The organism is Streptomyces gardneri, from assembly GCF_006539185.1.
Classification (GTDB): Bacteria; Actinomycetota; Actinomycetes; order Streptomycetales; family Streptomycetaceae; genus Streptomyces; species Streptomyces gardneri.
In genome coordinates, this window is sequence record NZ_BJMN01000009.1 from 1 (window position 1) to 20,443 (window position 20,443).

The window sequence follows — 20,443 nt, forward strand, 5'->3', positions numbered from 1 at the left end:
CCACCTACACCAAGGGCATCGGCACGCACGCCAACAGCACGATCACCTACACCCTCAACGGCGGCTACACCCGCTTCCAGTCCGACCTCGGCGTCGACGACGAAGTCACGAACAACGCGACCGTGAAGTTCGAAGTCTGGGGCGACGGCACCAAACTCTACGAATCCCCCACCCCGATGACCCCCACCACCGCCACCACCTCCATCGACCTGAACGTCACCGGAGTCACCACCCTCACCCTCAAGGTCACCGACGCCGGCGACGGCATCAACAGCGACCACGCCGACTGGGCCGGAGCCACGCTCCTTACCTAGACGAGCAGTTGCGATTGCCGACGGCCCGTCCCAGGGCCCGGTGAAGGCGGCTCGGCTGATCCATCAGCGCAGGTCGAGCCGCATCAGGACCCGGGGATGGCCGGCCAGCACCGAAGTGGTGTCGGCGGCGTGGGTGAAGCCGGCGCGTTCGAAGTTCTTGCGGATCCCGGCGTACGCCATCGTCACGTCGATCTTGGCGCCACCACTGTCGATGGGGTACGCCTCGATCACCGGAGCGCCGTGGGCACGGGCGAACTCGACCGCGCCGGCGATGAGGGCGTGCGAGATCCCCTTCTTGCGATGACCGGGGCGTACCCGGATGCACCACAGCGACCAGACCGGCAGATCGTCGACATGGGGGATCGTGCGGCTGCGCGCGAAGGAGGTGTCCGAGCGCGGCGCCACGGCGGCCCAGCCGACCGGTTCGTCACCGTCGTAGGCGAGCACCCCCGGAGGGGGTCCCGTCCGGCACAGCTCGGCGACGTACTCACCGCGGGCCGGGCCACGGAGCTCGTTGTTGAGCTTGGAAGGGATCCGGTAGCTCAGGCACCAGCAGACGTTGGCCCCCGGTGACTTCGGACCGACCAGGGTGCGGACATCCTCGAAGGCTGAAGCCGGGCGGACTTCGATGGTCATGACACTACGATGTCACGGCGGACCTGGTGCCCGCCGCTCGGCCTCCGATGGCCGGCGAGATGACGGCATCGGTTGCTCGACGGCTTGCACGATCGCAGTCGGTCCGGTCCCGCTGACCGCCGGCGCCCGCCATGGAGTGCGGGGGCGCCGGCGGTCTCCTTGCGGGGTCGATCCCTTTCAGCAGGGGTTGACGGTGAGCTTGAGGTTGGTGGTGTTGCGGATGTTCTCGGCGTTGTCCTGCATGCGCAGGCAGTTGAACGTGGCCTCACCGACGGCGGGGCCCTGGCCGGGCTCGGGCATCTCGTTGGCCCAGATACCGATGCCGGACTTGGCGTTCCAGGCGTCACCGCTTCGCTTCGCACCGGTGATGGAGATGTCCGTGAAGACGGTGTCCTTCACCGGGTTCTCGGGCTGCGAGCCCGTGTACTTCGTCTGGAACATGATGCCGCTGTACGTGGGGTCGACGATGTCCACGTGGCTGACCCGGATTCCCTGGAAGACCTTCGAGGCGGAGAAGATCCAGATGCCGGGGAAGGCCTGGTTGCCCCAGAAGTGTCCGCCCGCCCGGACGATCGAGATGTTCTCGAAGTTCGTCGGGACGGTCCCGAAGCCGTTCATCGGGTAGCCGAAGTCCAGCGACGAGATGGTGATGCCGGAGTAGACGAGGGTGTCGGCGATGTGGATGTTGCGGAACGTGTTGTTGTATCCGCCGTACACCGCGATCCCCGCGGCCCGCCACGTGAGCGAGGTGGTCAGGTTCTCGTAGACGTTGTTCTTCATGTCCGCGCCGCCGGCGTCGATCGCCGAGAACAACGCGAAGCTGTCGTCGCCGGTCGCCCGGGCGTCGTTGTTGGACACCAGGTTGTCCGTCGATCCGTTGGTCATGTTGATGCCGTCGGCGAACATGTTCCGGATCCGCGAGTTCTTGATCGTCATCCGGTCGGTGTTGGCGCCCCAGTAGAGGCACACCATGTGCTCGTTCCAGATGTCGTCGATGACGATGTCCGCGACGTTCTGGAAGTCGAAGACCTTGCCCGGACCGTCGATGCGGGTGACGTAGTTGCCGAAGTAGGCGAAGCCCTTGAAGAGCGAGCCGTTCGCCGTGGCCTCGGCCCGGAATCCGATGTCGGTGTTGTCCTGCGTGGTGGGTGCCCGGAACTTCGTGAACCAGGGGCCCGCGCCGACGACCTTGACCGCCTTGCCGTACACCTGGAACTTGCTGGACGTCTGGTAGTCGCCGGGCGGCAGGTAGACGCCGACGAGCTTGCCGGTGGTGTCCATGCGGACCTTGTCGAGCGCGTTCTGCACGTCCTGGTGTGTGAAGCCGGCCGGCACCGTGTAGGTGGCGGGGTCGGGGTTCGGGACCGGCGCGACCTGCTCCAGGTTGACGAAGTCGATCGCGTAGTGGGCGGCGGAGTTCGCGGCGTCCTTCTGGAGCCGGATCCTGCTGCCCGCGGGGACGGTCTCGCCGAGCAGCAGGTGCGCCTCGTCGTAGATGTGGCGCGGGGCACCGGAGCCAGGGTCGTTGCCGGGGCCCGCCTCGGCGCCGTACAGCCAGGCGTACTTCGAGGTGAGTGGCAGGGCCTTCTTGAACACCCCGTCGACGTAGACGCTGATGGTGGAGTCGATGCCGCCGCCGCCCGGGGCGTCCGGGATGGAGAAGCGGGTGACGAGGGTGTTGGTGGCGGCCCGGGTGGTGAACTCGACGTACTCGCCGGTCGCGTCCAGGGTGACGGCCTTCCGGCCGGACGCCTCACCGGCGATGTCGCCGACGGTCCGGTTGGGGCCGACGACGGTGGCTCCACCGCCGGCGGTGCCGTCCTCCGCCTCGTACATCGTGTACGGCATGTTCGCGCCGCGTCCGACGAAGAGCGGCTGCGTCTGCGTGTTGTTCTCGCGCTTCACCGGCAGCTCGTTCGCGTCGGCGGCGAGCACCGTCCTGACGGTGTACGAGCCGTTCACGGCGGTCCACGTGCCTAGGCTGACCTGGGCCGAGGCTCCGGGCGCCAGCGCTCCGGTGTGGACGCCGGTCAGCGTCCTGACCACGCCGCCCTGACTGTTGACCAGCTCCAGCGTCACGCCGTGGTCGCCGCCCGCGGTCGGCTCGGTGCCCTGGTTCCTCACCGTGACCTTGAACGTCACGGCATCGCCGGCGGTCGGGCTCGACGGGGTGGTCGTCACCGAGCCGGTGACGAGGTCCGCGCTCACGACCGGCTTGACCACGAGCGCGGACGGCCGCGTGTAGGTGTTGTTGGTCTCGTTCTGTTCCAGGACCTCGTTCGCCTCGTCCGCGACCGCGCCGAGCTCGTACGAGCCGGATGCGCGCACGCCGACGGAGACGGGGACGGTGGTCTGCTGCCCCGCGGCGAGGGCCGGGACCTGCCCGGTCGCGACCTTGGTGCCGCCGAGTCGGACGGCGACCTTGCTCGCCGGTGCGGCGACCGCGCCGTCGTTGCGGACGACCGCGGAGACGGTGATCTCGTCGTCCTCCTCGGGCGAGGCCGGCGCCGTGGACAGGCCGGTCACGGTGAGGTCCGGGTTGGGCGCGGGAACGCCGACGACCTGGAACTCGGCGAGCTGTCCGGCCGGAGCGCCGGAGTTCGACGTGAACCTGAGCTGGACGTCCGCCAGTCTCTCGGTCAGCGGGACGGTGACGGTGTTGCCGTTCGCCGGGTCGAAGGAGTAGCTCTTGGCCGCGATCTCGCTGGTGAAGCCCGTGGCGTTCTGCTCGCGGCCGAGGACCTCGATGGTCTGGGTGCGGGCCTGCCAGGCCTGCCCCGGGTCGAGCTTGAGCACGAGCCTGTCGAGGTCGGCGTTGGCGCCGAGCTTGACGGTGAGGGTCTGCGGGTAGCTGCCGCCCGCGCCCTCCCAGTAGGTGGCGGTGTCGTTGTCGTTGGCGTTCGCCGCGGCGAAGTTCGCCGTCGTGGAGGAGGCCTCGACAGGCTTGCCGACGGAGAGGTTGGAGCCGTTGCCCCCGCTGCCGTTGCGGGTGACTCGGTTGGAGGCGACCGAGGTGTTGCCGGCCGCGTCCTTGGCCACCACGTGGTACGTGACGGTGGCGCTCGCCGGCTGGCTGTCGGTGTACGTGGTGACGTCGCCCGCGACACTGCCGCGCAGGACGTTGTTCGCGTAGACCTCGTACGCCGTGACGCCCCTGTTGTCGGTGGAGGCCGTCCAGGTCAGCTTGATCCGGCCGGCGGCGGGCTCGGTGTGGGCCAGGTTCGCGGGGGCTGTCGGCGCCTGGGTGTCCCCCGCGTCGCCGACGCGCGTGACGGTGTTGCTGTCACCGGACTGGTTGCCCGCCGCGTCCTTCGCCCGTACCCGGTACGAGACGGTCTGGTTGCCCGGCCGGTTGTCCGTGAAGGTCGTGACGTCTCCGGCGACGGTGGTGAGCAGGGTGTTGTTGGCGTAGATGTCGTAGGCGGTGACGTCCTCGTTGTCCGTCGAGGCGTTCCAGGTGAGCTTGATCTGGCCGGTGGCGGGCTCGGTGTAGGCGAGGTTCGCGGGGGCGGTCGGGGCCTGGGTGTCCCCCGTGGCCGGGCCGTAGATCTCCAGTTCGGATATCTGGGCGGCGGGCTGCACGGTGTTCGCGGTGACCAGGACGCGCACGTAGCGGGTCGTGGTGGAGTCCAGGGCGATCGTCGCGGTGTTGTCGTTGCCCGCGTTGAAGGCGTATGCCTGGGAGGCCGACAGGTCGGTGAAGTCGGTGCCGTTGGCGCTGCCCTGGATCTTCAGGGTCTGGCTGCGGGCGCCCCAGCCGGCCGGCAGTTTGAGGACGACCCGGTTGACGGCCACGGTGGCGCCGAGGTCGGCCTGGAGCCATTGCGGCAGGGCGTTGTTGCCGCTTTCCCAGTAGCTGGCCCGGTTGCCGTCGTTGGCGTTGGGCGCGGCGTACACCTCGGTGTGGCTGCCGGCGGTGAGGGTCCTGCCGGCGGCGAGGTTCGCCGAGGAGCCCTCGGCGGCGTGCACTTCCAGTTCGGAGAGCTGGGCCGCCTGCCAGCCGGTGTTGGCGGTGACCGCGACGCGGACGAAGCGGGCCTGGGTGGCCGGGAAGGCGACGGTGACCGTGTTCCCGGATCCGGGACTGAAGGTGTAGGTGGCGGAGCTCTTCAGGGTCGTGAAGGTGGTGCCGTCGGCGCTGCCCTGGATGGACAGGGTCTGGTTCCGGGTCTCCCAGCCGGCGGGCAGCTTCAGGACCACCTCGTCGACGCGGGTCGCCGTGCCGAGGTCGGCCTGCACCCACTGGGGCAGGCCGGAGCCGGCGCTCTCCCAGTACGAGCCCTGGTTGCCGTCGGTGATGTTGCCTGCGGAGTAGCCGGCCTGTGCGCTGCTGGAGGAGGCGCTGTCGCCGAGCGCGATGTTCGGTCCGCCGGCGGCATGGGCGGCCATCAGGGGGCCTCCCAGCGCCAGCAGGCTCGTCGCGATCGCGGCGCTCAAGCACCGTGATCGCCAGGTGGGGGTTCTCATCGTTCCTCGCTTCTCGGTCGCGCGGCCGCCCGTGCCGGGGCGCCGGCGGGCGCGGGACTCGGCTGATGGATCCGGGGATTGCGGGAGGGGGCGGTGGGTGAGGTGGGTGCGGCAGTTCCGGTGGTTGCGGTGGGACGCCCGCTTGCGGAGGCGGGCGTCCCACCGGTGTCAGGGCGTCAGCTCTGGTGGAAGACGAACTGCGTGCCGGGCTGGGAGCAGACGTCGCCCTTGGCCGAGTTCGTGATCGTGACGCCGGTCAGCGTGGCGCTGCCGCGCGCGCCGCCCATCGCGAGGATGCCGCAGCCGTTGAGCGACTTGTCGATGCGGACGTTCGAGACCTTCACGTTCGGCATGGCGCCGCCGCCGGTCTTGAACTGGATGCCGTCGTAGGTCGACTCGTGGATGTCGGTGTCCCGGATGGTGACGCCGGGGATGTCGGGTCCCTGCGCGAAGAGGGTGATGGCGCCGAACTCCTGGTCCTCGTTCCAGAAGGCACCGCCGGTGCGGTGCAGCGCGTTGTTGGCGATCAGGGTCTGCCCGGAGAAGGGCAGCGGGTCGTGGTCGGTCGCGAGCATGATCCCCGGGTAGTTCATGGTGTCGGCGACGACGTTGTTCTCGATGGTGTTGCCGTAACCGCCGTAGACCGCGATGCCGTTGGCGCGCCAGGGCAGCTGGACCGTGTTGTTGCGGAAGTGGTTGTCGTGGCCGACGTCCACCGAGGTGTCCTTGACGTACTTGCTGGCCCAGACGGCCAGGGCGTCGTCACCGGTGTTGCGGAAGGACGAGTTGTAGACGGTGGAGTTGCGGGTGCCGTTGGCGAAGTTGACGCCGTCGGCGTAGGTGTTGCGGATCCGCATGCCGCTGAACTCCAGGCCGTCGCCCGGTCCCCACAGCTCGGGGATGTTGGAGTAGTCGCGGCCGACCCAGGCGCCGACGTTGGCGTGCTCGATCCAGACGTTGCTGATCTTGGTGTTCTCGCCGAAGCGTCCGTTGAGGCCGACACCGCCCTCGGCGTTGCCGTCGCCGCCGCGGATGGTGCCTGAGCCGAAGATGGCGATGTCCGAGATCTTGGCGTTGTCGTCGATGTCGAAGCCGAAGTTGCCCTCGTGCGGGTGGTTGATGCCGTTCGCCAGGTGCGGCGGGGTCAGCGTGTACAGCTGCGAGTGCCACATGCCGGCGCCGCGGATGGTGACGTCCCGGATGCCCACCTGGTTGTGGGTGCCCCGGTTGAGCGGGTCGTCGGTCAGGATCTTCTGCTCCTGGCGCCACTGTCCGGCCGGGATCCACACGCAGGGGATGTCGCCGTTCTGGTCCGCCGTGACGGCCCGCTGGATGGCGTCGGTGTCGTCGATGCCGTCGTTGGGGATCGCGCCGTACGCGGTGATCGACGCGCACTCCGCCGGCTTGGGGGCCGCCGGCGCGACCTGCTCCAGGTCGACCAGGTCGAGGATGTAGAAGGCGGCGGTGTCGCCCGCGTCCCGCTGGAGGCGGAACTTCGTGCCGGCCGGGTAGGACTGGGTCAGCAGGGCGTGGGACTCGTCGAAGAGGCGCCGCGCGTCGCCGCCCGGGGTGTTGGTGAGCCCTTCCGGCTGGTCGGTGTTCCCGTAGAGCCAGCTGTGCTTGGAGGAGAGCGTCAGTTTCCGCACGAACTGGCCGTCGGCGTAGAGGCTCAGGGTGGCTTCCTGCCCACCGCCGCCGGGCGCGTCGGGGATCGCGTTGCGCACGACGACGGAGTTCGCGGCGTTGGTGGAGGTGAACTCCACGTAGTCGCCGGTGGTGTTCAGGCGTACCGACTCGCGGCCCGAGGACTCGGTGGCGAAGTTGGTGTGGCCGAACGGGCGGGTGGAGTCGGTGTACAGGAGGGAGCCGCGGTAGTTCGCGTCCTCGGCCTCGTACTCGGTGTACGGGACGGCGGCACCGCGCCCGACGACCAGGGACCGCGCGAAGACGTTGTTGTTCTCGTTCGTCTCGGTGACGGTGCCGGTGGCGTCGGCGGTCGCGGTCAGGGTGACGCCGCCGTTGGTGGCGGTCCAGGTTCCGGTGACGGCGACGTTGGTGGTGTCTCCCGCGCCGATGGCCGGAGTCGTGCCCGACAGGGTGGTCGAGCCGACGGTCAGGCGGGTGGTGGTCCCGGCCGGAACGGCGGTCGTGCCGCGGTTCTTGACGGCGACCGTGAAGGAGACGGGTGCTCCGACGGCGGGTGTGGCCGGGTTGGAGGTGATGCCGGTGACCGTCAGGTCCGGGCCCGGTGTCTGGGTGACGTTCAGTTTGTTCGTCGCGGTACGGCTGTTGTTGCCGTTGTCGAGCTCGGGCACGGTGTCGGTCGGGTCGACCGCGGCCGAGACGGTGTAGGAGCCCATCGGGCGCTTGCCGATGGGGACGTTCACCGTCGTCGACTGCCCGGCGGTGAGTGCGGGCACCGGGGCGGAGCCGGCGACGGTGCCCTCGGCGCTGACGTTCACCGTGGTCGCCACGGCCGGTCCGGTGCCGGCGTTGCGGACGGTGACCTTGGCGGTCACCTCGTCGGCTTCGGACGGGGTGGCCGGTTCCCAGGTCAGTTCGTTGACGACGAAGTCCGGGGCGGGGGCGGACGTGCCGAGCACCTGTATCTCCGCCACCTGGACACCGGGTGCGCCGCTGTTGGAGAAGCCGGTCAGCCGCAGGTCGGAGACGCGGCCGGTCACCGGAATGGTGACGGTGTTCTGGCCTGCCGACGGGCTGAACACGTGGTCGGCGCGTGCCTTCAGGGTGGTGAAGGCGGTGTCCGCCGAGGCGCGGCCGAGGACTTCCAGGGACTGGGTCCGCGGGCCCCACACGGAGTCGGGGTTGAGCTTGACGACGACGGCCTCGATGTCGGCGTCCGAGCCGAGCCTGACGGTGAGACCGCCGGGGAATCCCGCCGATTCCCAGTAGGTGGAGGTGTTGTCGTCGTTGGCGTTGGCGGCCCCGTAGTTCTGGGCCGTGGACGTCGCCTCGATCGGCTTGTTCCGCGCCAGGTTCGTGCCCGTGACCGGGGGCGGGTCGCCGGGGTCCTCGCCGCCGGTCTCGCCGTAGATCTCCACCTCGGAGAGCTGGGCGGCGTTCCAGCCCGTGTTGGAGGCCACCTGGACGCGTACGAAGCGGGCCGTGGTGGTGGGCAGGTCGATGTTCACCGTGTTGGCGGCGGACGGGTCGAACGAGCGTGCCTGGCCGGCGGTGATCGTGCTGAACGAGCTGCCGTCCGCGCTGCCGAGGACGGCGAGGGACTGACTGCGCTTCTCCCAGCCGGTGGGCAGCTTGAGCGCGAGACGGTCGAGATCGACCTGGGTGCCGAGGTCGACCTGCACCCACTGCGGGAAGGACCCCGACGGGCCTTCCCAGTAGGACTGTTGACTTCCGTCCGTGACGTGGGACGCCGGATAGCCGCCGTGCGTGCCGCCGGCCGTGGCCGCTCTGCCGAGCGCGAGGTTGGTCTCGCCCGCCGCCTGCGCGGGGACGGGGAGCAGTCCTACGGAGATCAGGCCCGCTGTCAGCAGACCGACCCCCAACCGCCTGCTCGGGTGTGTGCCTCTCATGGTGGCCTCTCCGCGATGCGGGCACGGCCCATGGCCTGTCTCCGTCCCGGGCACCCCTCACCGGGGGACGCGCAAGGGAGCTCGGAAGAGTTCGACAGGGTCACGCGCCAGGAGCCCGTCATGGCTCCGACAAGGATCGAATGACGGCTAGCCATGTTCTTGAGTAACTCTGTGGCTCATTTGCGCCGTCAGCCCGCAAGGTTTCTACTGGATGGCGACTTTGTCAACGGGTCCCGTCCGGTTGCCAGCAGCCGTCATCTACCGGAAACGCCGACGGCACCGGTATCAGAGCCGCTCAGGGCGGTGATACCGGTGCCGTCAGGTGATGGCTGTTCAGTTGTCGTGCACGGACGGGCAGTTGGGAGCCGAAGAAAAGGAGGGTCCGGGAGCGAGGGCCCGCCGAAGGATCAGCGCGCGGGCGGCGGGGCCGTCGAGCCGCGGACGACGAGCTCGGGCTCGAAGAGCAGCTCACCGGGGTGGTGCTGGGTGCCCTGGATCTGCGCGATCAGCAGGTCGACGGCGGCGCGCCCCATGGCCTCGATGGGCTGGCGCACCGTCGACAACGGCGGCTCCGTGCAGGTCATGAAGGCGGAGTCGTCGAAACCGACGACCGACACGTCGGCCGGGACCGAGAGCCCGCGACGCCGGGCGGCCCTGATCGCGCCCAGCGCCAGCGGGTCGCTGCCGCAGGCGATGCCGGTGGCCCCGCGCCCCAGGAGGCGCGCGGCGGCGGCCTGCCCGCCCTCCAGCGAGAAGATCGACCGCTCCACGAGATCGTCGTCCCACTCCATGCCGGCCGCCTTCGCGGCCACCCGGGCGGCCTCCAGCTTGCGGCGTGACGGCACGTGGTCCTCGGGGCCGAGCACGAGCCCGATCTTCTCGTGGCCCAGCGAGGCGAGGTGGCGCCATGCCTGCTCGATGGCGACGGCATCGTCACAGGAGACGCAGGGGAAGTCGAGGCCCTCGATCGAGGCGTTGACGAGGACGACGGGGATGTTGCGCTCGGCAAGCCGGTAGTAGTGCTCGTGCGGGGCGTCGACCTGCGCGAACAGACCGCCGGCGAAGACCATGCCCGAGACCTGCTGCTGGAGCAGCAGGTCCACGTAGTCGGCTTCGGAGACACCGCCCTTGGTCTGCGTGCAGAGCACCGGGGTGAGTCCCTGCTGGGCGAGCGCACCACCGATGACCTCGGCGAACGCCGGGAAGATCGGATTCTGCAGCTCCGGCAGGACGAGTCCGACGAGCCGGGCGCGCTCGCCTCGCAGCTGCGTCGGGCGCTCGTAGCCGAGCACGTCGAGCGCCGTCAGCACGGACTGCCGGGTCGCGTCCGAGACCCCGGGCTTGCCATTGAGGACACGGCTCACCGTCGCCTCGCTGACCCCCACCTTCTTCGCCACCTGAGCAAGTCGTCGCGTCATACACGCAAGTCTAGCGCAAATAACGCAAGAGAATTGCGCCAATTCGACAGACCCAGCGGGCTTCATGACGTAAGAGGGCGCCTCCCCCGACGACCGACGACAGACCGATGCCAGGACCGGCGTCAGGACCAGGGCGTCAGGACCAGGGCGCGGGGGCCGGGGGTGTGACGACCGGCGGGCGGTCGTCACACGTCAGGGTGTTCGGCAGCAGCCAGGGGGCCAGCCAGCCGCCTTCGTTGCCGCCCCGGTCGGCGAGCGTGAACTCGGAGCCCGTGGTGGGGAAGTTGAAGGAGCCGCAGTTGTTCACGCCGACGGCCCCGACGTTGCGGGCGTCGACGTTCTCGAAGGTGGCGGAGCCCGCCGTGCGGGCGCTGAGCACGGAGTTCCCGGTGCCGTCCACCCGGATGTCCTTGAAGTGGACCGACGGGATGCCGTAGCGGTCCTTCACCCCGTACTCGCTGACCAGCATGATCGCGTTGTGGGTGGAGTCGAGGTAATGGTCTCCGGTGACCCGGACGTCGGCGTCGATCGAGCCGTCGAGGGCGTAGAACCAGAGGGCGCCGAGGCCGATCTTCCAGTTGAGGTCGAGGGTGCCGGCGCGGACGGTGGTGTTGTCGGTGAAGCGGAGGGCGCCGGTGAAGGGTTCGGCGCCGAAGCGGGCGCCGGCGTGGAGCCCGCTGCCCTCGCGGACGGGATCGGCGACGAGGTTGCCGGCGACGGTGGTGTCGGCGCCGCCGTAGACGGCGATGCCGTTGGCGAGGGTGGGTGACTGGACGGTGTTGCGGGCGACGGTGTTGCGGGCGTCGGCGGTCTTCTCCGACCACAGGGCGATGCCGTCGTCGCCGGTGTTACGGATGAAGTTGTTCCGGACGAGCGAGTCGGTGACGCCGGTGTGGAGGTTGAGGGCGTCGGCGATCTGGTCGGTGATCACGTTGTTCGTGATCCGCACGTTCCGCATCGGGCCGTCGAACCAGAGGCCGACCTTGGTGTGGCGCAGGTGGAGGCCGTCGATCGTGGAGTCGCTCATGGCGCCGCCGATGGCGTTGACCTGGTCGGTGTCGATCCGCTCCCGGACGTCGCCGTCGATGGTGAAGCCGCTGAGGTGCACGTTGCGGCTGCCGCCCTCGGCGGCGGACCTCCCGTAGAGGCCGACGCCCGTGTGCCGGGAACCGTCAGGGGCGGGTTCGGCGAGGGTGACCTGGCGGCCCTTCAGGACGGTGTGCCAGTTACCGGCGCCGACGATCGTGACGTCGTCGACGACGATGTGCCGGTCGACGCGGAAGGTGCCCGGCGGCAGGTAGACGGGCCGGCCGGTACGGCGGGCGAGGGCGATGGCACGCTCGATCGCGGGGGCCGCGTCCCTGCGTCCTGTGGGGTCGGCGCCGAGGGCGCGGACGTCGACACCGCCGCGTTCGACGTGCGGCGGGGCGACGAGCTCGGTGTCGAGGAGGTCGATCACCGTCCAGGCTGCGGGACTGCCGGCCGGCACCGTGAGCCGTACCTTCTCCCCTGCCCCGTAGGTCCTGCCGAGGTGGAGGCGCTGCTCGTCGTAGAAGTGCGTCGGCCGGAAGGGCTTCGGGAACTCGGGCGCGGGTGTGGTGGCGGCCGGGACGCAGGAGCACTCGGCGAGCCACCAGTCCGGGTGGAGCAGGCCGGCGCCGGGGTCGTTGGTGAACGGGTACTGGTTGTAGAGCCAGGAGTACTGGGAGGTCAGGGTCAGCGTGCGTCGGTGCCGTCCGTCGACGGTGACGTCGAGGGGCGCGGTGATGCCGCCGCCCGCGACGGCGTCCGGGATGCTGTAGCGGACGGTCAGGGCGTTGGCGGCGCGGGGCAGCGTGAACTCGACGTACTGCCCGGGGACGAGCCGGACCGCCTTCCGGCCGGACGCCTCCGAGGGAAGGGTGTACGGGGTGCGGTCCGGGCCGATGACGGTGCCGGTGGTACGGGCGTTCTCCGCCTCCTGCTCGTCGAAGGCGACGTCGGCGCCCCGCCCGGCCGCCAGCGCCGGGTCGAGGCCGGCGCGGGTGACGACGGGCCGGGCGGGATCCGCGCCCACCGCGGCGGCGGGCGCGGTGGGGGCGGCGGCTGCGGCGGTGGGAGCGGCGGCCGCGTTCCCGCCGGCCACCTGCCCGAGGCAGAGGAGGGCGCAGGCGACGGCGGTGGCTCTCGCACCGGTGCGTACGCGCGGGCGGACGTGGCTGGGGATCATCGGAGCTCGCTTCTCTGAAGGGGAGGACCTGCGGCGCGCGGGAATCACGGCGGCGAGCGGCCGGGACGCGCTCGCGACGTGCGGAGGGCGTTGGCGAAGCGGCCCGTGGCTCAGGCGCGCAGCCAGGCGGCGGTGTCCGTGGGGAGGGTGCCGGCGGGGTCGAGGGGGCCGCTGGCGAGGAGCAGGGTGTGGTGGGCGGGGAGTTGCACGGAACCGTCGGAGAGGTTGACGACGCAGGTCAGGCCGGAGTCGCGGGTGAAGGCGAGGACGCCGTCGGGGGCGGGCAGCCAGGTGAGCATCCCGTCGCCGAAGCCGGGCTCCGAGCGGCGCAGTCCGAGGGCCGTGCGGTAGAGGGCGAGCATGGAGTCGGAGTCGGCGCTCTGCCGGTCGACGGCGTAGCGGGCCCAGTCGGCGGGCTGCGGCAGCCAGGGCTCCGCGCCCGCGTCGCCGCCGAAGCCGTACGCCGGGGCTCCGGCCTCCCACGGGATGGGGACACGACAGCCGTCGCGGCCGGGGTCGGTGCCGCCGGAGCGGAAGTGCATGGGGTCCTGGATGCGGTCCAGGGGGATGTCGGCCTCGGGGAGGCCCAGTTCCTCGCCCTGGTAGAGGTAGACGGAGCCGGGGAGGGCGAGGGTGAGGAGGGCGGCGGCGCGGGCGCGGCGGGTGCCGAGCTCCAGGTCGGCGGGGGTGCCGAACCGCTTGGCGGCGAAGTCGAAGGCGGTGTCGGTGCGGCCGTAGCGGGTGGCGGTGCGGGTGACGTCGTGGTTGCAGAGCACCCAGGTGGCGGGGGCGTGGACGGGGGCGTGTTCGGCGAGGGTGTCGTCGATGGTGCGGCGGAGCCGGTCCGGTTCCCAGGGGCAGGCGAGGAAGTTGAAGTTGAAGGCGGTGTGGAGCTCGTCGGGGCGGAGGTAGCGGGCGAAGCGTTCGGCGTCGGGGAGCCAGACCTCGCCGACGAAGACGGCGCCGTACTCGTCGGCTATCGCCCGCCACGAGCGGTAGACGTCGTGGATCTCGTCGAGGTCGATGTACGGGTGGGGGTCGCTGCCCTCGGTGAAGTCGCGGAGCTCCGGGTCCTTGGTGAGGAGGGCGGCGGAGTCGATGCGGACGCCGGCGACTCCGCGTTCGAACCAGAAGCGGAGGACCTCTTCGTGCTCGCGGCGGACGTCGGGGTGGGACCAGTTGAGGTCGGGCTGTTCGGGGGTGAAGAGGTGGAGGTACCACTCGCCGTCGGGGACACGGGTCCAGGTGCTGCCGGAGAACTGCGAGGGCCAGTCGTTGGGCGGGAGCTCGCCGTCCTCGCCACGGCCGGGGCGGAAGTGGAAGCGGGTGCGCGCGGGGCTGCCGGGGCCTGCGGCGAGGGCCTCCCGGAACCAGGCGTGCTGGTCGGAGACATGGTTGGGGACGATGTCGACGATGACGCGGAGGCCGAGTTCGGCGGCCTCCGTGATGACCTTCTCGGCTTCGTCGAGGGTGCCGAAGGCGGGGTCGATGGCGCGGTAGTCGGCGACGTCGTAGCCGCCGTCGACCATCGGGGAGGCGTACCAGGGGGTGAACCAGACGGCGTCGACGCCGAGCGAGGCGAGGTGCGGCAGTCTGGCCCGGACGCCCGCGAGATCACCGGTGCCGTCCCCGTCGCCGTCGGCGAAGCTGCGCGGGTAGACCTGATAGATGACGGCCTCGCGCCACCAGTCGGTGGTGCGGGTCGGGGTGGGGGCTGCCACGGGGTATTCCTTTCGGGCAGGTAGGGGTACTTCGCCGTCGTCCCGGAGTGCGGGGACGGGATGGGCCCGGGACGACGGCGAAGGCTTCGGGGAAGGGGCGGTGCGGCGTCAGCCCTTGAGGCCGCCGGCGGTGAGACCGCCCATGATGTTGCGCTGGAAGACCAGGAAGACGAGCAGGGTCGGCAGCGAGGCGATGGTGAGGGCGGCGATGAGGACGTTCACCGGGACCCCGTTGGAGAGCGAGTAGATGCCCACGTTGAGGGTCTGCTTCGCCGGGTCGGGGAGGGTGAGCATCGGCCAGAGGAAGTCCTTCCAGACTCCGACGACCGCGAAGATCGACACCACGCCGAGGATGGGCCGGGAGATCGGCAGGACGATCGACCACAGGATCCGTGACGGGCTCGCGCCGTCGATCGACGCGGCGTCCAGGATCTCCTTCGGAATGGAGTCGAAGAACCGCTTCAGCAGGAAGATGTTGAAGGCGTTGGTGACCGACGGCAGCCAGATCGCCCACGGGGTGTTCAGCAGGTTCCGCTCGACGATCGGCACATCCAGCACGGTCAGGTACTGGGGCACGACCAGGACGGTCGCCGGGATCATCAGGGTGGCGAGCATCATCCCGAGGATCGCCTTGCCGAGCACCGGCCGCAGCTTGGACAGCGAATAGGCCGCCGCCACGTCGAGGACCAGCTGGAAGACCAGGGCGCCGAAGGCGTAGTAGAAGGTGTTGAACAGCAGGGAGGACAGGTCCATGACCTCCCAGGCGCGGCTGTAGTTCTCGGGGGTGAAGCTCTCCGGCACCAGTGTCGGCGGGGTCCGGACCACCTCCTGGGTGTCCTTGAATCCGCTGGAGACCAGCCAGTACAGCGGCCCGAGGAACACCAGGGTGAAGCCGCCGACGACCAGGGCGAAGGCACTCCAGTAGAGGCGCTTGCCGCGAGGCCTGGCGAGCACGGCCGGTGAGATGAGCGTACGTGTGGACATGCTGTTCTCCCGGTCCTACGCGTCCTCGGAGCGGCTGAGTTTCGCGTACGCCGCCGAGAATCCGGCGAGCAGTACGAGCAGGAGCAGGCCGAGGGCCGCCGCGGCGCCGTAGTTGTTGAAGTTGAAGGCGTACTGGTAGATCAGGTACACGACGGTGGTCGTCGACCCTTCGGGTCCGGCGCCGCCGGTGAGCAGGAACGGTTCGACGAAGACCTGCATGGTCGCGATGATCTGCATCAGGAACATCAGCGAGAGGATGAGGCGCGTCTGCGGGATGGTGACGTGCCAGATCTTGCGGAACAGGCCGGCGCCGTCGAGCTCGGCCGCCTCGTACAGCTCGCCCGGGATGCCCTGGAGCGCGGCGAGGTAGATCAGGGTCGCGCCGCCCATGTTCATCCAGGTCGAGGCGATGACGAGGGCGAACATCGCGATGTCCGCGTCCTGGAGCCACTGCTGCTCGGGCAGGTGGAGAAAGCTGAGGAGTTCGTTGAGGAGGCCGTAGCCGGGGTCGTACAGGTACTGGAAGAGCAGGACGGCGGCGACCGGCGGCAGCATCACCGGCAGATAGACCAGGAGCCGCAGGTATCCCTTGCCGTGCCGGAACTCGTTGATCGTGATCGCCAGGACGAAGGGGACGGCGAAGCCGAGGACCAGGGCGAGGGCGGTGAACCAGAGGGTGTTGCCCCAGGCCTGCCAGAAGGCCGGATCGTTGAAGACGGTGGTGAAGTTGTCCAGTCCGACCCAGACCGTCCTGCCGCTCTCGGTCTTCTGGAAGGCCAGGAGGAACTCCCTGACCATCGGGTACCAGGAGAAGACGGCGAAACAGAGGACGGCGCCGATGAGGAACGCATGGGCCGTCAGATTGCGCCGCAGGCTCTTGGCGAAAGCGCCGCCGGGGGCCGCGGGGCCCTCTTGGCGCGGCGTGGAGTGGCGGGAAGGCGCCGCCTTGCTCGGGGTCAGGCTCGGGGCCGACATTCGTGCTCCTTGGTACGGGACTGCCGTGTCTGCCGGCGGTCCGGAACTGCCGGGCAGGGCGGGCCTGTTGACGGCGCCTGCCCCGCCCGGTCCCGTCACTGGTTGGCCAGGACCTGGTTGACCTGCGTCTCGGCGGTCGAGAGGAGCTTGTCGACGTCGGCGTCCTTGTTGGTGAGGATGCCGGACATCACGTTGTCGAGGACCTTGTAGATCTCCTGGGCCTTCGGAGGCTCGGCCTTGCCCGGGACGGGGTCGGCCATGAAGGCCTTGAAGTTGGCGACCGGCATGGTGGCGCTGGCCGCGCGGCCGGCGTCGTCCGTCTTCTTCGACTCGTTCAGCCAGAAGTTCGGCTGCGGGAGGCCGACGGGCAGGCTGTCGGTCTTGGCGCGGTCCCAGTCGAACTGGCCCTTGCCGACGGTGAGGTTCTTGAAGTTGAGCCAGGCGATGCCGGCCTTGATCTTGTCGGGCGAGATGCCCTTCTTGATCATGTAGTTGTTGCCGCCGGCGAGGGTGTTCTTGCCTCCGGGGATGGGGCCCATGCCGAAGTTCTCGTACGTGGCGCCGAGTTGCTGGACCATGTACGTGATGTCGTCGGGGGCGGCGAGGAACATGCCCAGCTTGTCGGTGGCGATCTGCTTCTGGAGGTCGCCCCACTTCAGCAGCTGGGTCTTGCCCATGCTGTCGTCCTCCCAGCGCATGGCGTGGAGGTTCTTCGCCACCTGCTTGCCGAGGTCGTTGTTGAACGCTGCCTTCTTGCCGCTCGTGTCGACGACGTCGCCGCCGAGGCTGTACAGCTGGGCGGTGAAGTGCCAGCCGCCGGTGTTGCCGGCGCTGTACTCGCCGAAGCCGGAGATGCCCTCGCCGAGGCCGGCGATCTTCTTCGCGGCGGCGCGGACCTCCTCCCAGGTGCGCGGCGGGGCGTCGGGGTCGAGTCCCGCGTCCTTGAAGAGCTTGCGGTTGACGAGCAGGCCCATCGTGTAGTTGCTCGTGGGCAGGCCGTACAGCTTGCCGTCCTGCTTGAGGGAGCCGAGGACGTCGGGATCGATGTCCTTGAGCGCCGGGACCGTCTTGTCGCTGACGTACGCGGATATGTCCTCGGCGCCGCCCTCCGACAGGACCTGCGGCAGGTCGGTGAAGTAGGTGTAGAAGACGTCCGGCTGCGACTTGGCCTTGAGCATCGCGGTGAACCGCGGCGGCTCCAGACACTGGCCGGGGGTGGAGCGGCCCTCGATCGTGACGTTCGGGTACGTCTTGTTGAACTCGGCGACGTCCTCCTTCCACTCCTTCAGCTCCGCGGCCTTCGCCGCGGGCGGCATGCAGTCGATCGTGATCGACACCTTGGTCTTCGGGTCCAGCGGGGCGGAGGCGTCGGTCGAGCCGCTCGGCTGTGAAGCACCGTCACCGTCGTTGTCGCTGCTGCTCGTGCCACAGGCGGCAAGCGCGGTCAGCGTCATCGCGGAGACGAGGGTGACCGCGCTGGCGCGGCGGGTACGGCGGAGCCTGGCACTTCTCATCGAGTGGTCCCCTTCGGGCAAGAACGTGGAGGTCGCCCCACCGACGGACGGCGTCTGCGGTGTGGGGCGCGGCACACTCAACCACCCGCAACAAGTGAACGCAAGATATCGCGCTGATTTCGTAATTGCTCGACAATCGGCCTCACGCCCCACTCCCTCCAGGCCGATAGCCGCGCCGCCGGGCGGCCACCCCAGCCAGGAGAGGACCACGGGAAGGCGCGCGGAGCCGCTGCAGCTTCGGACGTCTACCGAATCACGTGCAAGATTTGCGTGATCTCTTCAAGTTCTTCCAAGGATCCGTTACCTTGGCTTCCGGACGGACACAGCGGGGCCGGCGTCGTAGCCTGGTAACCGCCGCGGACGACCGGCGCGGCCTGGAGCGATATCGGGCAGGAGAGCAGCATGGACAGCTCCCTCTGGCTCATCGTGGCCGTGGTTCTCGTGCTCGTGGTGGCGGGATTCGCGGCCGTTCTGCTCGTCCGCGTCTTCAGGACGCGCAGGCTGCTGGTGGACGCCGGTGTCCCCCTGCAGTCCAAGGCCCTGTTCTGGGCGGCGGTGGTCTACACCGTGTCACCCGTCGACCTGATCCCGGACCCGGTCTACCTGGACGACATCGGCGTGCTCTTGATCGCCCTGCGGGTCTTGCACGCGGCAGCCGCCCGCAGCGGAGCCGGTCCCGACGTTCTGCCCGAGGGTTCGAAGGCCTCCGGGAGCGGTCCGGCGAGTCGGCGGCCGGCTGAGTGAGCGTGGGGCCCGGTGGGGGTGCGGGTCCGAGGCGGCCCGTCCGCGCTCAGGACGGAAGGTTCTGTTCCGCCCAGACCACCTTGCCGGTCACCGTGCGGCAGGACCCCCATCGGCGACACAGCATGTTGATGAGCTGGAGACCCCGGCCGCCCTCGTCGCTGAGCTCCGCGTGCTGGATCTGGGGCAGGTCGGGGCCCGTGTCCGAGACCTCCACGACGAGGCGGTCGCCCCGCAGCAGCCGAAGTCTGCCGGGACCGTTGCCGTAGCGCAGGGCGTTGCCGACGAGCTCGGAGACGACGAGCTCGAAGACGTCGGCGAGCTCCTCCAGATCCCATTCGGCCAGCTGGTCCGTGACCAGGCTCCGGGCGACGGACGCCGCTCGCCCTTCCTGCGGCAGCTGCCACTCGCGCACGTCGGCCGGGTCCACCGAAAGGGCGGTCGCGACGAGGAGTACGGCCTCGTCGAAACGGGCGGCGTCGGCCGGGGCGCACCCGATCAGGCCGCCGCCTTCGAGGGCCTCGGGGGTCAGGCCGCGCGCCGCGGACAGCAGACAGTCCAGCTGGTCGTCGATGTCCTCGTGCCGTGACTTCACGAGACCGTCCGTGTACATGACCAGGTTGCCGCCCTTCGGCACCTTCAGACGGATCGGATCGTACGGAATCACGCCCGCGCCGAGCGGCGCGCCGACCGGTACGTCCACGAACTCGGCCGAGCCCTGTCCGTCGAGGAGCAGCGGTGGCAGGTGTCCGGCGCTGGCCAGCGTGTACGTGGAGTCGGCCGGGTCGAACACGGCACAGAGGAAGGTGGCGACCTGCTCGTCCTCCAGGTCACGCGTGGCGAGGTCGAGCCGGGCGAGAACCCGCTCCGGGGCCATGTCCAGGGTCATCAGGGTGCGGGCCACCGCCCGCAGACGCCCCATGGTGGCGGCCGCGGGCAGGCCGTGGCCCATGACGTCGCCGACCATGAGGGCCGTACGTCCGCCGGGGAGGGCCATGACGTCGTACCAGTCCCCGCCCACGCCGTGGTGGGCCGCCGACGGCGCGTACTCGGCCTGCACGCGCAGGCCGGGCGTCACGGGGGTCGCGCGCGGCAGCAGAGCGCGCTGCAAGGAGACGACGTGCTCGCGCTCGCGTCCGTACAGCCGGGCGTTGTCGATGTAGACGGCGGCCTGGGAGGCCAGCTGTTCGGCCAGTGCGAGGTCGGTGGACGAGAACGGCGGTCTTCCGGGACCGCGGACGAAGTCCGCGCTGCCGAGCAGGAGCCCGCGGGCGATCAGCGGTACGGCGAGGTAGCTGTGCACTCCGGCGGCCCGCATCTTCGCCGCGGCGCTCTCCGTCGGCGCGACCTTGCGGAAGTCGTCCTTCCTCATGCGGCTCACCAGCACCGACTTGCCCTGTCGCAGGCAGTAGCTGTGCAGCAGCGTCTCGTGCGCCTCCTCGGCGTGAGCGGTGGTGGTCTCGCCCACCGGGGTCGGCTCCAGGGAGGAGAGCTCCTCGACGGCGCACAGCGCGGTGGCCCGCATGAGGGGGACGCCTGTACCCGTCCACCGTGCACCCTCGTCGCCCCGCAGGACGCTCTCCAGGATGTCGACGGCGGCGCCGTCCGCGAGGCGGGGCACGGTGAACTCGGCCAGCTCCTGGGCTGTGCGTTCCAGGTCGAGGGTGGTGCCGATCCTGGAACCGGCGGAGTTCAGCCAGGCCAGCCGACCGCGCGTGGTGAGCCGGTCGAGAGGGCCCTCGCCACCGCCGCGGGCGAGCCGCCTGCGGGCACCGGCCGGCCGGTGCGCCGCGGCGCTCTTTCCGGCCGTGGCGCGGCCGGGCAGGCGTCGTCTCCCGTCGCCGGCGTTCACTCTTTCGACCTCCAGACAGGAACTCGATCGCTGTTCGTGCCCAGCATGCACCCTTTTC

At 69.9% G+C, this 20,443-nt stretch carries 12 protein-coding genes; 2 read left to right on the top strand and 10 right to left on the bottom strand.

All coding sequences use genetic code 11. From position 1 onward, the window contains the following. On the top strand, positions 1-314 hold a 314-nt coding region (locus SGA01_RS06515; protein ID WP_174867219.1), incomplete at its 5' end, for an NPCBM/NEW2 domain-containing protein. Between the two features lie 63 nt (positions 315-377). Here SGA01_RS06515 and SGA01_RS06520 read toward each other — a convergent pair. The 9 genes from SGA01_RS06520 to SGA01_RS06560 form a co-directional block, all read right to left on the bottom strand. Continuing rightward, complete coding sequence (locus SGA01_RS06520; protein ID WP_141294236.1) at positions 378-950, bottom strand: GNAT family N-acetyltransferase; 573 nt, start codon at positions 948-950, stop codon at positions 378-380. A 177-nt stretch (positions 951-1,127) separates the two neighbouring features. Next, positions 1,128-5,417 carry a discoidin domain-containing protein gene (locus tag SGA01_RS06525; RefSeq protein WP_141294238.1) on the bottom strand — a complete coding sequence of 1,430 codons (4,290 nt, stop codon included), beginning with the start codon at positions 5,415-5,417 and terminating at the stop codon, positions 1,128-1,130. Between the two features lie 176 nt (positions 5,418-5,593). Continuing rightward, complete coding sequence (locus tag SGA01_RS06530; protein ID WP_141294240.1) at positions 5,594-8,971, bottom strand: CARDB domain-containing protein; 3,378 nt, start codon at positions 8,969-8,971, stop codon at positions 5,594-5,596. 407 nt (positions 8,972-9,378) lie between these two features. Beyond that, entirely contained in the window at positions 9,379-10,389 is a 1,011-nt protein-coding gene (locus tag SGA01_RS06535) for a LacI family DNA-binding transcriptional regulator (RefSeq protein WP_055639474.1), read from the bottom strand. Between the two features lie 136 nt (positions 10,390-10,525). Further along, on the bottom strand, positions 10,526-12,598 hold the full coding sequence (locus SGA01_RS06540; protein WP_141294242.1) for a glycosyl hydrolase family 28-related protein: 2,073 nt from the start codon (positions 12,596-12,598) through the stop codon (positions 10,526-10,528). A gap of 110 nt (positions 12,599-12,708) precedes the next feature. Continuing rightward, a complete protein-coding gene (locus SGA01_RS06545; RefSeq protein WP_141294244.1) occupies positions 12,709-14,319 on the bottom strand; it encodes a glycoside hydrolase family 13 protein in 1,611 nt (536 codons plus the stop codon). A 108-nt stretch (positions 14,320-14,427) separates the two neighbouring features. Beyond that, entirely contained in the window at positions 14,428-15,303 is an 876-nt protein-coding gene (locus SGA01_RS06550) for a carbohydrate ABC transporter permease (RefSeq protein WP_141294246.1), read from the bottom strand. Between the two features lie 15 nt (positions 15,304-15,318). Beyond that, positions 15,319-16,278: a carbohydrate ABC transporter permease gene (locus SGA01_RS06555; RefSeq protein ID WP_141294248.1), complete on the bottom strand. Its 960-nt coding sequence runs from the start codon at positions 16,276-16,278 to the stop codon at positions 15,319-15,321. Between the two features lie 95 nt (positions 16,279-16,373). Next, positions 16,374-17,792, bottom strand: a complete 1,419-nt coding sequence (locus SGA01_RS06560; RefSeq protein WP_141294250.1) for an ABC transporter substrate-binding protein — start codon at positions 17,790-17,792, stop codon at positions 16,374-16,376. Between the two features lie 402 nt (positions 17,793-18,194). On the opposite strand from SGA01_RS06560, the gene SGA01_RS06565 reads away from it, so the two are divergent. Then, entirely contained in the window at positions 18,195-18,536 is a 342-nt protein-coding gene (locus SGA01_RS06565; RefSeq protein ID WP_141294252.1) for a YkvA family protein, read from the top strand. A gap of 46 nt (positions 18,537-18,582) precedes the next feature. Here the strand turns inward: SGA01_RS06565 and SGA01_RS06570 are convergent, their stop codons facing one another. After that, positions 18,583-20,385: an ATP-binding SpoIIE family protein phosphatase gene (locus tag SGA01_RS06570; RefSeq protein WP_141294254.1), complete on the bottom strand. Its 1,803-nt coding sequence runs from the start codon at positions 20,383-20,385 to the stop codon at positions 18,583-18,585. Positions 20,386-20,443 lie beyond the last annotated feature (58 nt).